Annotated in this window: 13 protein-coding genes; 3 read left to right on the top strand and 10 right to left on the bottom strand. The window is 59.6% G+C overall.

All coding sequences use genetic code 11. The features are described 5' to 3' along the window. Positions 1-168 precede the first annotated feature (168 nt). The 4 genes from thrC to xerD all read right to left on the bottom strand — a co-directional run bounded on the left by thrC (position 169) and on the right by xerD (position 4,985). Positions 169-1,578 (bottom strand): threonine synthase, encoded by a 1,410-nt coding sequence (thrC, locus tag KGB27_RS28800; RefSeq protein ID WP_223557222.1) that lies wholly within the window; start codon positions 1,576-1,578, stop codon positions 169-171. A 66-nt stretch (positions 1,579-1,644) separates the two neighbouring features. After that, on the bottom strand, positions 1,645-2,949 hold the full coding sequence (locus KGB27_RS28795; protein WP_032828598.1) for a homoserine dehydrogenase: 1,305 nt from the start codon (positions 2,947-2,949) through the stop codon (positions 1,645-1,647). A gap of 134 nt (positions 2,950-3,083) precedes the next feature. Continuing rightward, the gene (gene dsbC / locus KGB27_RS28790; RefSeq protein ID WP_192228458.1) at positions 3,084-3,815 is read right to left on the bottom strand and encodes a bifunctional protein-disulfide isomerase/oxidoreductase DsbC; all 732 of its coding nucleotides are present in this window, start codon (positions 3,813-3,815) and stop codon (positions 3,084-3,086) included. Positions 3,816-4,088: 273 nt separating this feature from the next. Continuing rightward, positions 4,089-4,985 (bottom strand): site-specific tyrosine recombinase XerD, encoded by an 897-nt coding sequence (xerD, locus tag KGB27_RS28785; protein ID WP_008025604.1) that lies wholly within the window; start codon positions 4,983-4,985, stop codon positions 4,089-4,091. Positions 4,986-5,092: 107 nt separating this feature from the next. Between xerD and KGB27_RS28780 the strand changes: the two genes are divergently transcribed. Beyond that, on the top strand, positions 5,093-6,901 hold the full coding sequence (locus tag KGB27_RS28780; protein ID WP_223557221.1) for a cation:proton antiporter: 1,809 nt from the start codon (positions 5,093-5,095) through the stop codon (positions 6,899-6,901). Between the two features lie 110 nt (positions 6,902-7,011). On the opposite strand, the gene KGB27_RS28775 is transcribed toward KGB27_RS28780, so the two are convergent. The 6 genes from KGB27_RS28775 to ffh all read right to left on the bottom strand — a co-directional run bounded on the left by KGB27_RS28775 (position 7,012) and on the right by ffh (position 11,087). Beyond that, positions 7,012-7,425 carry an acyl-CoA thioesterase gene (locus KGB27_RS28775; RefSeq protein WP_008025600.1) on the bottom strand — a complete coding sequence of 138 codons (414 nt, stop codon included), beginning with the start codon at positions 7,423-7,425 and terminating at the stop codon, positions 7,012-7,014. Positions 7,426-7,516: 91 nt separating this feature from the next. Further along, on the bottom strand, positions 7,517-7,867 hold the full coding sequence (gene rplS, locus KGB27_RS28770) for a 50S ribosomal protein L19 (protein WP_003175895.1): 351 nt from the start codon (positions 7,865-7,867) through the stop codon (positions 7,517-7,519). A gap of 45 nt (positions 7,868-7,912) precedes the next feature. Then, positions 7,913-8,665, bottom strand: a complete 753-nt coding sequence (gene trmD, locus KGB27_RS28765; RefSeq protein ID WP_007897583.1) for a tRNA (guanosine(37)-N1)-methyltransferase TrmD — start codon at positions 8,663-8,665, stop codon at positions 7,913-7,915. Positions 8,666-8,667: 2 nt separating this feature from the next. Next, complete coding sequence (rimM, locus tag KGB27_RS28760) at positions 8,668-9,204, bottom strand: ribosome maturation factor RimM (RefSeq protein ID WP_008025598.1); 537 nt, start codon at positions 9,202-9,204, stop codon at positions 8,668-8,670. A 5-nt stretch (positions 9,205-9,209) separates the two neighbouring features. Then, positions 9,210-9,461, bottom strand: a complete 252-nt coding sequence (rpsP, locus tag KGB27_RS28755) for a 30S ribosomal protein S16 (protein WP_007944872.1) — start codon at positions 9,459-9,461, stop codon at positions 9,210-9,212. A gap of 249 nt (positions 9,462-9,710) precedes the next feature. After that, entirely contained in the window at positions 9,711-11,087 is a 1,377-nt protein-coding gene (gene ffh, locus KGB27_RS28750) for a signal recognition particle protein (protein ID WP_008042378.1), read from the bottom strand. 195 nt (positions 11,088-11,282) lie between these two features. On the opposite strand from ffh, the gene KGB27_RS28745 reads away from it, so the two are divergent. After that, positions 11,283-12,095 (top strand): inner membrane protein YpjD, encoded by an 813-nt coding sequence (locus KGB27_RS28745; protein ID WP_032828592.1) that lies wholly within the window; start codon positions 11,283-11,285, stop codon positions 12,093-12,095. Between the two features lie 12 nt (positions 12,096-12,107). Then, positions 12,108-13,340 (top strand): HlyC/CorC family transporter, encoded by a 1,233-nt coding sequence (locus KGB27_RS28740; protein WP_223557220.1) that lies wholly within the window; start codon positions 12,108-12,110, stop codon positions 13,338-13,340. The last annotated feature ends 17 nt before the right edge of the window (positions 13,341-13,357 follow it).

Below are 13,357 nucleotides of genomic sequence, written 5' to 3'. Positions count from 1 at the left end.
CGGAGCAGGACCGGAGCGAGGGCATGCCGAGCATTAGCGAGGCACCGAACGAAAGGGGCAAGAGCCCTTTGGTTACTTTGGGGCTTTTCCAAAGTGACTCGCCGTAAGGGCGAAACCAATAGCCGCCATTACCGCAGCAACGGATATGCCCCCAATCAATCCAACCGATTACAACGGCTTCCCACGATTCCCATGCTGACTGACAAAAGCCTGTACAGCCTTAAGATCATTCGGCAACACCGTGCAACGCTCATCCCGCTCAAACAGATCGGCAAGGTGAACAGGCAACTCCAGCGCTTTACCCACACCCGCCTTCTCAACCGCATCCGGGAATTTAACCGGATGGGCAGTCCCGAGAATAACCATAGGAATATCCAGACTACGACGGCATTCACGCGCAGCCTTTACACCGATAGCCGTGTGCGGATCCAGCAACTCACCCGTCTGCTCGTAAACCTCAGCAATCGTTTCGCAAGTTTGCGCATCATCCACAGCCAGCGAATCAAACAGCTTGCGCGCTTCGGTCCAACGCTCCTGCTCAACGCTGAAACCGCCGCCCTGCTTGAACGAATCCATCAACCCGGCAATCGCCGCGCCGTTGCGACCGTGCAGGTCGAACAGCAGACGCTCGAAGTTCGACGACACCATGATGTCCATCGACGGCGACAGCGTGGCGTGCAGGGTTTCCTTGACGTACTGATTGCCGCTCATGAAGCGGTGCAGGATGTCGTTGCGGTTGGTGGCGACGATCAACTGATTGATCGGCAGGCCCATGTTGCGCGCCAGGTAACCGGCGAAGATGTCGCCGAAGTTGCCGGTCGGCACCGAGAACGACACCGAACGCGCCGGGCCACCCAACTGTAGGGCTGCGTGGAAGTAGTAGACGATCTGGGCCATGATCCGCGCCCAGTTGATCGAGTTCACCGCCACCAGACGCGCGCCCTTGAGGAAGCTTTGGTCGGCGAAGCTCGCCTTGACCATTTCCTGGCAGTCATCGAAGTTGCCTTCGATGGCGATGTTGTGGATGTTCTCGCCGAAGATGGTGGTCATCTGCCGACGCTGCACTTCAGACACGCGGTTGTGCGGGTGCAGGATGAAGATGTCGACGTTTTCGCAGTGCTTGCAGCCTTCGATGGCGGCCGAACCGGTATCACCGGAAGTGGCGCCGACGATCACCACGCGCTCACCGCGTTTTTCCAGCACGTAATCGAGCAGGCGACCGAGCAGTTGCAGGGCGAAGTCCTTGAACGCCAGGGTCGGGCCGTGGAACAGCTCCAGCACCCACTCATTGCCGTTCAGTTGACGCAACGGTGCCACGGCGTTGTGCGAGAACACGCCATAGGTTTCTTCAAGAATCTTTTTGAAATCGGCATCAGGAATACTGCCGGTGACGAACGGGCGCATCACCCGGAAGGCCAGCTCGTGATACGGCAGGCCGGCCCAGGAAGCGATTTCTTCCTGGGTGAAACGTGGCAGGTTTTCCGGGACGTACAGACCGCCGTCAGTGGCCAGACCGGCCAGCAGGACGTCTTCGAAATTCAGGGCCGGTGCCTGGCCGCGGGTGCTGATATAACGCATGACTGACTCCAATGGACAGTGTTCGCAAACCCGGGCCCGCACGCAGGCCCGGTGAACGATAACGACTTAGTTCAGGTGCTCGACGCGGATCCGTACGACCGGACCGACCACGCCCGTGAGGGCTTCGAGGGCGGCAATCGCGTCGTTCATGTGCTGTTCCAGCACACGGTGGGTCAGCAGGATCATCGGCACCAGGCCGTCATGCTCTTCGACTTCTTTCTGCATGATCGATTCGATGTTGATGCCGCGCTCCGACAGGATGCTCGCAACCTGAGCCAGCACGCCCGGATGGTCCTTGGCCTGAATGCGCAGGTAGTAGGCGCTTTCGCAGGCTTCGATCGGCAGGATCGGATGCGCCGACAGCGAATCCGGCTGGAAGGCCAGGTGCGGCACGCGGTTTTCCGGATCGGAAGTCATGGCGCGAACCACGTCCACCAGGTCGGCGATCACCGACGAAGCGGTCGGCTCCATGCCGGCACCGGCGCCGTAGAACAGGGTCGAACCGGCTGCGTCACCGTTGACCATCACTGCGTTCATCACGCCGTTGACGTTGGCGATCAGGCGATCGGCCGGGATCAGCGTCGGGTGCACGCGCAACTCGATGCCAGCCGCCGTGCTGCGAGCGACGCCCAGGTGCTTGATGCGATAGCCCAGCGCTTCGGCGTAGTTCACGTCAGCCGTGGTCAGCTTGGTGATGCCTTCGGTGTAGGCCTTGTCGAATTGCAGCGGAATGCCGAACGCGATGGAGGCCAGGATCGTCAGCTTGTGGGCCGCGTCGATGCCTTCAACGTCGAAGGTCGGATCGGCTTCGGCGTAACCCAGGGCCTGCGCCTCGGCGAGAACGTCTTCGAAGGTGCGACCCTTCTCGCGCATCTCGGTGAGGATGAAGTTGCCGGTGCCGTTGATGATGCCGGCGACCCAGTTGATCCGGTTGGCGGACAGGCCTTCACGGATCGCCTTGATCACCGGAATGCCACCGGCCACGGCCGCTTCGAACGCAACGATCACGCCCTTCTCGCGAGCCTTGGCGAAAATTTCATTACCGTGAACGGCGATAAGCGCCTTGTTCGCGGTGACCACATGCTTGCCATTCTCGATGGCCTTGAGTACCAGCTCGCGGGCAACGGTGTAGCCGCCCATCAGCTCTATAACGATGTCGATCTCAGGGTTCGTGGCCACTTCGAAGACATCGTTGGTAATCGCAATACCGGTCGTTTGGAACTGAGGCTTTGGCGTGCGAATGGCAATTTGTGCCACTTCGATTCCACGCCCGGCACGACGAGCAATTTCCTCGGCGTTGCGCTGAAGTACGTTGAAGGTACCGCCACCGACGGTCCCTAACCCACAGATGCCTACTTTGACCGGTTTCACTGTGAACTCCCCATAAAACGGCCGACTCAAGGCCGGCCGTGAAAACAGCCGCATGCTCGCGGCTCTCTATTAATGGCCCGGCAAATGTTGCCGCCGGACCATGATCGTCAAAGGCTGGCCGTGACGATGCGAATTTACTTCGCGCCCAGCGCCAGTTTGGCGACTTGTGGCGCAGGCTGGTAGCCCGGAATGACCTGACCGTCGGCCAAAACGATGGCCGGTGTGCCGTTCACGCCAATCGACTGACCGAGGGCGAACTGTTTGGAAACCGGGTTATCGCACTTGGCGGCCTTGATTTCCTTGCCGTCGACCATTTTGTCCATGGCCGCTTTCTTGTCTTTCGAGCACCAGACCGCTTGCAGCTGTTCGTCACCCGGCGAGCCCAGGCCCTGGCGCGGGAACGCGACGTAGCGCACTTCGATGCCGCGCTTGTTCAGCTCAGGCACTTCGGCATGCAGCTTGTGGCAGTACGGGCAGGTGGTGTCGGTAAACACGGTGATGTGCGATTTGGTTTCGCCGATGGCCGGGTAGACCACGGTTTCCGCAACAGGAATGGCGTTGACCAGCTTGGAAATGCCCAGGCGTTCGGCTTTTTCGGTCAGGTTGACCGGCTTGCCGTCCTTGAGCTGAAACATGTAGCCCTGAACCACGTATTGGCCGTCGGCACTGGCATACAGCACGCGGCTGCCCTGCAGTTTGACTTCATACAGGCCCGGCAGAGGACTGGCGGAAATGCTTTCTACCGGCACTTCGAGCTGGAGGGTTTCCAGGCTTTTACGAATGGCTTTGTCGGCCGCGTCATCGGCGACGGCAAGGGTGCTGACCAACGCAATGGCTGCGGCGGCGAAAATCTGGGTCAGACGCATGAGAACTCCTGAAGGCGGACAAATGGGACGACCAGAACGCCCGTGCCGAAACACCGGGTCATAACCGCCCATCGTACAAACCGACAAAGCCTACCACATAAGGCCGGCGGGGCCGAATGTGGGGTGACAAGACAACGCCGCGCTCCCTGTAGGAGCGAAGCTTGCTCGCGAAGCACGTCAACGATAACGCGTGCTGTCTGGATGAACGTGTTGTCCGGACCTCCTTCGCGAGCAAGCTTCGCTCCTACAGGGATCGCGCAGCAGGGAATGTGATCATCCGCGCGGGTGGTGTTTGGCGTGCAGGTCCTGCAGGCGTGCGCGGGCGACATGGGTGTAGATCTGAGTGGTCGACAGGTCGCTATGGCCGAGCAGCATCTGCACCACTCGCAAATCCGCGCCGTGGTTGAGCAGGTGCGTGGCGAAGGCATGGCGCAAAGTGTGCGGCGACAGCGATTTGCCGATCCCGGCGACCTTGGCCTGATGCTTGATCCGGTGCCAGAAGGTCTGGCGCGTCATCTGCTCGCCGCGCTGACTGGGGAACAGCACATCGCTGGGACGCCCGCCGAGCAGCTCGCCACGGGCGTCGCGCATGTAACGCTCGACCCAGACAATCGCCTCCTCGCCCATCGGCACCAGCCGCTCCTTGCTGCCCTTGCCCATCACCCGCAGCACGCCCTGGCGCAGGTTGACCTGCTCCAGCGTCAGGCTGATCAGTTCCGTCACCCGCAAACCGCAGGCGTACAGCACTTCGAGCATGGCGCGGTCACGCTGGCCAATCGCTTCACTCAAATCCGGCGCTTTCAGCAGTGCTTCCACATCGGCTTCCGACAAGGATTTTGGCAACGGCCTACCGAGTTGAGGCATATCAACGCGTAACGTCGGATCGACCGCGATCAACTTTTCCCGCAACAGATAGCGATAAAAGCCACGCACACCCGAGAGAAATCGCGCAGTGGAACGGGGTTTGTAGTTCTGCTCCAGGCGCCAGGCCAGATGATCGAGGATCAACTCGCGACCGGCGTTGATCAACTCCAGCCCCTTCTCTTGCAGCCAGCCATTGAACAAGGCCAGGTCACTGCGATAGGCATCGCGAGTGTTGTCGGAAAGGCCTTTCTCCAGCCATAACGCGTCGAGGAATTGGTCTATCAGTGGATGATCGATGGCAGGCATGGGCACTCGAAACATGCAGTCTTGAGACTGCGCGCGAAAAAAAGGTGAACAGTAAAAACCACCGCTAGTCTTTCATAGCCCGCTACTTCAAGGAACAGGAAGACTCAATGAACGAGCAACAGATTCTGTTGGCTTTTGGCGGTATTGGTGCGGCGGCTCTGGGGTGTCAGTGGCTGGCGTGGCGACTGAAATTGCCGGCGATCCTGTTTCTGTTGCTGAGCGGCATTCTGGTCGGCCCGATCCTGGGCTGGCTCGACCCTCAGGAAATGTTCGGCCCATTGCTTATGCCTCTGGTGTCGCTGGCGGTGGCGCTGATTCTGTTTGAAGGCAGCCTGACGCTGCACCTGTCGGAATGGCGCGAAATCGGCAGCGTCGTACGCCGGCTGGTGACGATTGGCGCGATCTCGACCTGGGTGGTCATTGCTGTCGCCACGCATTGGCTGCTGGGTTTCGACTGGTTGCTCGCGATACTGTTCGGCAGCCTGACCCTAGTCACCGGGCCCACGGTCATCGTACCGATGCTGCGTGTGGTGCGACCAAAAGCCTCGATTGCCAACATCCTGCGCTGGGAAGGCATCGTCATCGACCCGATCGGCGCCCTCCTCGCCGTGGTGGTCTACAGCTTCATCATCGCCCGTACGTCAGATGAGGGCTTGAGCCAAAGCCTGCTGACCTTCGGCGGGGTGATTCTGTGCGGCACCGCATTCGGGATTGCCGGCGGCTGGGTGCTCGGCACGATCATTCGGCGCCAATGGTTGCCGGAATACCTGCACAACCTGGCGGCGTTGGCGGCGGTGCTGGGGATTTTCATTACCGCCAATCAAGTCATGCACGAATCCGGTTTGCTGGCCGTGACCTTGATGGGGATCTGGCTGGCCAACATGAAGGACGTGGATGTGCGGGACATCCTGCACTTCAAGGAGAACCTCAGCGTGCTGCTGATCTCCGGGCTGTTCATTTTGCTGGCGGCGCGACTCGATCTGAACGCCTTGATCGGCCTCGGGCCGCTGGTGCTGATTCTGCTGCTGATCATTCAGTTCATTGCACGGCCATTGAACGTCATGCTTTCCACGGCAGGCTCGAGTTTGAGCTGGCGCGAGCGGGCACTGCTGTCATGGATCGCACCTCGCGGAATCGTGGCGGCGGCGGTTTCGGCGATTTTCGCCGTTCGCCTGAATGAGGCCGGACTCGAAGGCGCGTTGCTGCTGGTGCCTCTGACGTTTGCGGTGATCATCGGCACGGTGGTGCTGCAAAGTGCCACGGCCCGGCCATTGGCGCGCTTGCTGAAAGTCGCCGAACCGGCGCCCAGCGGCTTTCTGATCGTCGGCGCCAACGCCCCGGCACGTACCTTGGGCAAAGCCCTGCAACAGCTGGGCTGTCGAGTGCTGCTGACGGATTCGAGCTGGGAGAATATTCGCGCGGCGCGCATGGACGGTTTGCCGACGTACTTTGGTAACCCGGCGTCGCAGCATGCCGACGCTCATCTGGATCTGGTCGGGCTTGGGCATTTGCTGACATTGTCGCCATCCGGCGAATTGAATGCGTTGGCGTCGATGCGTTTTCGACACGATTTCGGCCATCAGCGACTGTTTGGTCTCGCCAGTGGTCAGGAAAGCCACCGCACTGACAAGCACCGCGCCAGCCATGAACATCGCGGGCGTTTGCTGGGCAATGAGGAACTGACCTACAACAAACTGGCTAATCTGCTGCACCAGGGTGCCGAGCTGTACAGCACAACTCTGACGGAGGGGTTCGGCTGGGAGGATTACCGGGCTCTGCATGGGGAGCGTGCGACATTGCTGTTCGCTCGCGATGACAGCGGATGGGTGCATGTGGCGACACCGGACAGTGCGCTGAAGCCTTCGGCGGGGTGGACGTTGTTGGCGTTGATTCAGCCGCAGGTCGGCGGCGCCTGATAGATCGATTCGCGGGCAAGTCGGGTCGCCGCACCGCACGCTCCTACAAGGGTCTACTTAATACCTGTAGGAGCGAGGCTTGCCCGCGAAGGCCGCACCTCGATCCCGCGTCAGGCAGCAAACCCGGGCAACACCGGCACCGGCCGCTTGTCTTCATCAATCGCCACAAAACTGAACTGCCCATGAATCGCCTTCTCGCGACCATCACAGCTCATGCTTTCAACAAACACTTCAACCTCAACCTTGAGGCTGGTGTTGCCGACCTTGATCACCCGCCCGACCAGTTCAACGATGGAGCCGGCAGGGATTGCGTGATTGAAGTCGATGCGGTCCGTGGAAACGGTCACCAGCGGTAGCCGACAAAAGCGGGTAGCGGTGATGAATGACACTTCATCCATCCAGGCCAGCGCAGTGCCGCCGAACAGGGTGTTGTGGTGGTTGGTGGTCGACGGGAAAACCGCCTTGGTCACGCGGCTCACCGAGAGTTCGGTGCGGCGTTCGATTTCTTGCTCACGAGCGGTCATGGGTCTACAGCCTGAAACGAAATTCCGGGTTAAATGGCGGGCAACAAAAAAGCAGCCCGTAGGCTGCTTTTTTCTGCATCGGAAGCTGGACTTAAGCCAGTTTTTCCTTGATGCGAGCTGCTTTACCGGACAGGTCACGCAGGTAGTACAGCTTGGCTTTACGTACGTCACCGCGACGTTTAACGGCCATGCTGTCGATTTGCGGGCTGTAGGTCTGGAAAGTACGCTCTACGCCAACACCGTTGGAGATTTTACGAACGGTGAAAGCACTGTTTACGCCGCGGTTACGCTTGGCGATAACAACACCTTCGAACGCTTGCAGACGCGAACGGTCGCCTTCCTTCACTTTCACCTGAACGACAATGGTGTCGCCCGGGGCAAAGGTAGGGATCTCTTTGGTCATCTGCTCTGCTTCGAGTGCAAGGATGATTTTGTTAGTCATGCTGTGCTCCTAAGGTAAATCAACGGACTTACCATCGATACGTTGTTAACTATCGTCCCGCTCGCGGATGTATTCCTCGAGCAGCTTCTTCTCTTCTCCAGAAAGCGAGCGGCTTTCCAGAAGATCGGCGCGTCGTTCAAAGGTCCTACCAAGGGACTGCTGTAAACGCCAACGCCGGATGTGCGCGTGATTGCCACTTAGCAATACGTCGGGAACACGCTGATCCGCATACACCTCCGGTCGGGTGTAGTGCGGGCAATCCAGCAAACCATCCGTAAAGGAATCTTCCTCGGCGGAGTCCGCATGCCCTAAAGCTCCAGGCAGCAGTCGTGTAACCGCATCGATCAGGACCATCGCCGGCAGCTCGCCGCCAGACAGTACATAGTCGCCAATCGACCACTCTTCATCGACATGAGCATCAATAAAACGCTCGTCAATGCCTTCATAGCGGCCGGCAATCAGGATCAATGCATCCAGATTCGCCAACTCGCGTACCGCCGACTGAGTCAGTTGACGGCCTTGGGGGGACAGGTAAATCACCTTCGCCGCCTCCCCGGCTGCTGCCTTGGCCTGAACCAGAGCATCTTCCAGGGGCTTGATCTTCATCACCATGCCCGGGCCACCGCCAAATGGGCGATCGTCCACAGTGTGATGTCGATCCGTCGTGTAGTCTCGCGGATTCCAACAGGTGAGCTGCAAGAGCCCCTGTTTCACCGCCCGACTGGTGATGCCGTACTCGCTGATGGCGGAGAACATCTCGGGAAACAAACTGATCACTTCTACGCGCAAGTTAGCCACGCTTAGAAGTCCGCGTCCCAATCCACCTTCATCTCGCCTGCGGCAAGGTCGACAGCCAACACGCATTGCTCCGTATAGGGCAACAGGCGTTCGCGATCATCCAGGCTGCCAGCGCAAGGCTTGACCACCATTACATCATTGGCGCCGGTTTCCAGAAGATGATCGATTTTCCCGAGCAATTGCCCAAGGTGATCAATAACCTTCAGACCTTCCAGCTGGTACCAGTAGTACTCGCCGTCGGTCAATTCAGGGAACAGGTTGCGCGGCACGCAGATCTCATAACCGGCCAGAAGACGAGCTTCTTCACGATCATCAAGACCCTTGAGCTTTGCGACCAGGAACTTGTCGCTCCCGCGTCCACTGACCAGCTCGACCTGTTTCACATTGCCTTCGCGCTTGAGCGTCCAGGTTTTGTACTGCAACAGGTTTTCAGTCGGATCAGTAAAGGAATACACCTTCACTTCGCCGCGAACGCCATGAACAGAATAAATCTTGCCGATAACGATCAAATCATCAGCAATGGCTGGCGTCGCGTTCATATTGCTCAGGCCGCAGCCTTAGCAGCGTCCTTCAACAACTGAGCAACACGCTCAGAAGGTTGTGCACCAACGCTCAGCCAGTAGGCTACGCGCTCTTGGTTCACGGACAGACGGACTTCTTGACCACGAGCAACAGGGTTGAAGAAACCAACCTGTTCCTTGTGCGAACCGTCGCGCGGGTTGCGGCTGTCGGTTACGGTCAAGTGGTAAAACGGGCGCTTTTTGGAGCCGCCAAGGGCAAGACGGATTGTTAGCATGTGAACATCGTTCCTGTAGTCGGTGCTGCAAATCTAAAGGCACAGCGGGCATAGGTGCCCGAAAGGCCGCATATTCTAAGGAATATCCGGACTTTTGCAAATGTCTTTTTCCGGCGGCCTATCGGACGCCATCCAGATTTGCTATAGAGCCGTCGTTGAAAACGGCCAGTCAGCTCCCGCCAAGTGCGGGTTTGCTGGAGATCCCACTTCCGTGTGGGCTGCGCAAGAGCAAGCCCCTGCGCGAATTCTTTACATTTTCGGCATGCCGCCGCCGGGCAACATACCGCCCATGCCGCGCATCATTTTGGCCATTCCGCCTTTCGCGGAGAATTTCTTCATCATCTTCTGCATCTGCTTGTGCTGCTTGATCAAGCGACCGATGTCCTGCACCTGAGTGCCGGAACCCATGGCGATCCGGCGTTTGCGCGAACCGCTGATCAGCTCAGGGTCGCGGCGCTCGGCCGGGGTCATGGAATTGATGATGGCTTCCATCTGCTTGAATTGTTTCTCTGCCGCACCCTGGGCATTGCCCATTTGCGCCAGGTTCACACCGCCGATGTTCGGCAGTTTGTCCATGAGGCCACCGAGGCCGCCCATGTTCTTCATTTGTTGCAGCTGATCGCGGAAGTCTTCGAGGTCGAAGCCCTTGCCCTTCTTCAGCTTCTTGGCCAGCTTGTCGGCCTTGTCCTTGTCGAGCGTCGCTTCGGCCTGTTCGATCAGGCTGAGCACGTCGCCCATGCCGAGGATCCGCGAAGCGATACGCTCCGGGTGGAACGGCTCAAGGGCTTCGGTCTTCTCGCCCATACCGATGAACTTGATCGGCTTGCCGGTGATGGCACGAACGGACAGTGCGGCACCGCCACGGGCGTCGCCGTCAACCTTGGTCAGGATCACACCGGTCAGCGGCAGTGCATCACCGAAGGCCTTGGCCGTGTTGGCGGCGTCCTGGCCGGTCATGGCGTCGACCACGAACAGCGTTTCGACCGGGTTGATCGCGGCGTGCAACGCCTTGATCTCGCCCATCATCTCTTCGTCGATGTGCAGACGACCGGCGGTATCGACGATGACCACATCAATAAACTTAAGCTTTGCTTCTTTTATAGCCGCTTGTGCGATGTCGACCGGCTTCTGGCTCAGGTCGGACGGGAAGAACGTCACGCCGATGTCGTTGGCCAGGGTTTCCAGCTGCTTGATCGCCGCAGGACGGTAAACGTCCGCGGACACGACCATTACCGACTTCTTCTTGCGCTCTTTAAGGAAGCGCGCAAGTTTACCGGCGGTGGTGGTTTTACCGGCACCCTGCAAACCGGCCATCAATACGACGGCGGGCGGAACGGCGCTCAGGTTCAGGTCTTCGTTGGCCGCGCCCATCAGGCTTTCGAGTTCGGCCTGGACGATCTTCACGAAGGCCTGGCCCGGCGTCAGGCTACGCGACACCTCGGTGCCGACGGCGCGTTCCTTGACCGAATTGACGAAATCCTTCACCACCGGCAAGGCGACGTCGGCTTCGAGCAACGCCATGCGCACTTCGCGCAGGGTGTCTTTGATGTTGTCCTCGGTCAGTTTGGCCTTGCCGGTGACATGGCGCAGCGTCTGCGAGAGACGGTCGGTTAAGTTTTCAAACATTGCGCGATCCTTTCAGGCCCTGTGTAGACCGGGATAATGGCGGCCCAGACCGGAATCAACATGTGCTCGGCGAGCCTGCGGCGTGGGCAGGTCGCGGATTATAGCGAAGACTGCGACTGGCGGACACCTCGCACTTTCGTGGTGTGTGGGTTCTATGCCAAACTCAGCGCCTTTCGGGCTTGCCTAACAGGATTTATGCTCCCCTTGTCACCCAGTTTGCTTACCACCCTCGCCGCCGCCTGCTTATATGCCGCTGCGACCATTTATCAGGGCTCTCGCCTGGCCACCGGCGCCAAGGCGAACAAACGCCTGCTGGTCACGCTCGGCGTGCTCGCCGTGCTGGCTCACAGCGCCAGCCTGTTTACCCACCTGCTGACACCGATTGGCCTGGGCCTGGACTTTTTCAGCGCCGCCAGCCTGATCGCCGCGGCGGTCATTGCCCTGACGCTGCTGGCCTGCTCGCGGATCCCGGTGGAAAACCTGCTGATATTGCTGTTGCCGCTGGGCGCCGCCACCGTGCTGCTGGCACAGTTCGCCCCGGCCGGCACGGTGCAGATCATCGACGAAGAGCCGGGCATCCTCGCGCATATCCTGTTGTCGATCCTGGCTTACGGCATGTTCACCATCGCGGTGTTCCAGGCCTTGCTGCTGCTGGTCCAGGACCATCAACTCAAGCACAAGCACCCGTCCGGACTGATCAAGAACTTCCCGCCGCTGCAAACCATGGAAAGCCTGCTGTTCAGTTTCCTGTGGGCCGGCTGGACCTTGCTGTCGTTGTCGCTGATCTCTGGCTGGCTGTTCGTCGACAATCTGTTCGCCCAGCACCTGGTGCACAAAACCTTGCTGGCGTGCCTGGCCTGGATCGTCTTCAGCGTGCTGCTCTGGGGCCGCAACCGCCTCGGCTGGCGCGGACACAAGGCCATTCGCTGGACCCTCGCCGGTTTCTGCCTGTTGATGCTCGCGTATTTCGGCAGCAAGCTGGTCCGTGAATACATCCTGCACATCTGACGGGCGGCATAAATGGACGACTTGCCCATAGGGCCGATGCTCGCCGTAGTGGCCCTGCTGATTTTATGGTCGGGGCTGTTCACCGCCATTGAAGCGGCACACCAGCACTTGTTGGCCCAGCGCACCGCCTCGCGTGCAAGCGACAAACCGGTGGCAAAGCTGAGTTTTCCGCTCAACAGCCTGATTTTCTGCAACACCCTGTGCCGCGCGCTGGTAGTGGTCATCAGCACCTTGCTGGCGATTTTCACCTGGGCTGAAAACGGTCCATGGGCCGCGTGCCTGGGGGCCGGCGCGATTCTGCTGGTGTTTGCCGACTACCTGCCGCGCACCCTCGCCGCCCGCTATCCCGACGCGGTCCTGGCGCTGGGCAACACCCTGCTCCGCGCGCCGCTGAAAATCATCTACCCGGCCGCCTGGCTGCTCAATGGCATCAGCCAGTTGCTGATGCGGCCGTTTGCCCGCAAGGCCAAAGTGGTGCAGCAGAGCGAGGACGAGACGCCGAAGGATCGTCACGACGACCAACAACCGGTTTGCCGTCCGCACGCGGTGTCCGGCATCCACGCGCTGGACAACATCACGGTCAACGACATTCTGGTGCCGCGCAGCGATGTCGACGGGATCAACCTCGACGACTCCATCGAAGAAATCCTCGAGCAGCTTCGGGCCAACCGGCGCACGCGCCTGCCGGTGTTCCACAGTGACATCAACCAGGTCGAGGCGGTGCTCAACACCCGGCAGATCCGCCACCTGCTGCCCGACGGCCAACTCACTCGCGAAGCACTGCTGGCCGCGTGTCACGACCCGTATTTCGTACCGGAAAGCACACCGTTGCAGTTGCAACTGCTGAACTTCCACAAACAGCAGCGACGCCTGGGCATGGTGGTCGACGAGTATGGCGAAGTGCTCGGCATCGTCACGCTGGAAGACATTCTCGAAGAAATCGTCGGCGAATTCGAAAGCCAGCACAGCCTGGACAACCCGCACATCCATCCGCAGGCCGATGGACGCCTGGTGATCGACGGTGCGGCGTCGATTCGCGACCTGAACAAAAGCCTCGGCTGGCATTTGCCCAGCGATGGCCCGAAAACCCTTAACGGGCTGGTGACCGAAGCGCTGGAGACGATTCCGGAGAGTGCGGTGTGCCTGAAGATCGGGCGTTATCGGCTGGAGATTCTGGAGACCGAAGACAACCGCGTGACCCGCGTATTGATCTGGCATACGGCCGCGACACCCACAACTGTCTGACAACCCGCCCTTGTAGG

This window comes from Pseudomonas sp. BF-R-01, assembly GCF_019946615.1.
GTDB classification, from domain to species: domain Bacteria; phylum Pseudomonadota; class Gammaproteobacteria; order Pseudomonadales; family Pseudomonadaceae; genus Aquipseudomonas; species Aquipseudomonas migulae.
The sequence above is the reverse complement of the archived record's forward strand: the minus strand, read 5'-3'. Positions and strand labels throughout refer to the sequence as shown.

What these genes read in the sequence shown, in the direction of transcription:
- KGB27_RS28775 (WP_008025600.1), bottom strand. Translation starts at nt 7,425, where the DNA reads ATGACCGCTCGTGAGCAAGAAATCGAACGCCGCACCGAACTCTCGGTG.
- xerD (WP_008025604.1), bottom strand. Translation starts at nt 4,985, where the DNA reads ATGCCTGCCATCGATCATCCACTGATAGACCAATTCCTCGACGCGTTA.
- KGB27_RS28780 (WP_223557221.1), top strand. Translation starts at nt 5,093, where the DNA reads ATGAACGAGCAACAGATTCTGTTGGCTTTTGGCGGTATTGGTGCGGCG.
- dsbC (WP_192228458.1), bottom strand. Translation starts at nt 3,815, where the DNA reads ATGCGTCTGACCCAGATTTTCGCCGCCGCAGCCATTGCGTTGGTCAGC.
- rplS (WP_003175895.1), bottom strand. Translation starts at nt 7,867, where the DNA reads ATGACTAACAAAATCATCCTTGCACTCGAAGCAGAGCAGATGACCAAA.
- rpsP (WP_007944872.1), bottom strand. Translation starts at nt 9,461, where the DNA reads ATGCTAACAATCCGTCTTGCCCTTGGCGGCTCCAAAAAGCGCCCGTTT.
- rimM (WP_008025598.1), bottom strand. Translation starts at nt 9,204, where the DNA reads ATGAACGCGACGCCAGCCATTGCTGATGATTTGATCGTTATCGGCAAG.
- KGB27_RS28740 (WP_223557220.1), top strand. Translation starts at nt 12,108, where the DNA reads ATGGACGACTTGCCCATAGGGCCGATGCTCGCCGTAGTGGCCCTGCTG.
- ffh (WP_008042378.1), bottom strand. Translation starts at nt 11,087, where the DNA reads ATGTTTGAAAACTTAACCGACCGTCTCTCGCAGACGCTGCGCCATGTC.
- thrC (WP_223557222.1), bottom strand. Translation starts at nt 1,578, where the DNA reads ATGCGTTATATCAGCACCCGCGGCCAGGCACCGGCCCTGAATTTCGAA.
- KGB27_RS28745 (WP_032828592.1), top strand. Translation starts at nt 11,283, where the DNA reads ATGCTCCCCTTGTCACCCAGTTTGCTTACCACCCTCGCCGCCGCCTGC.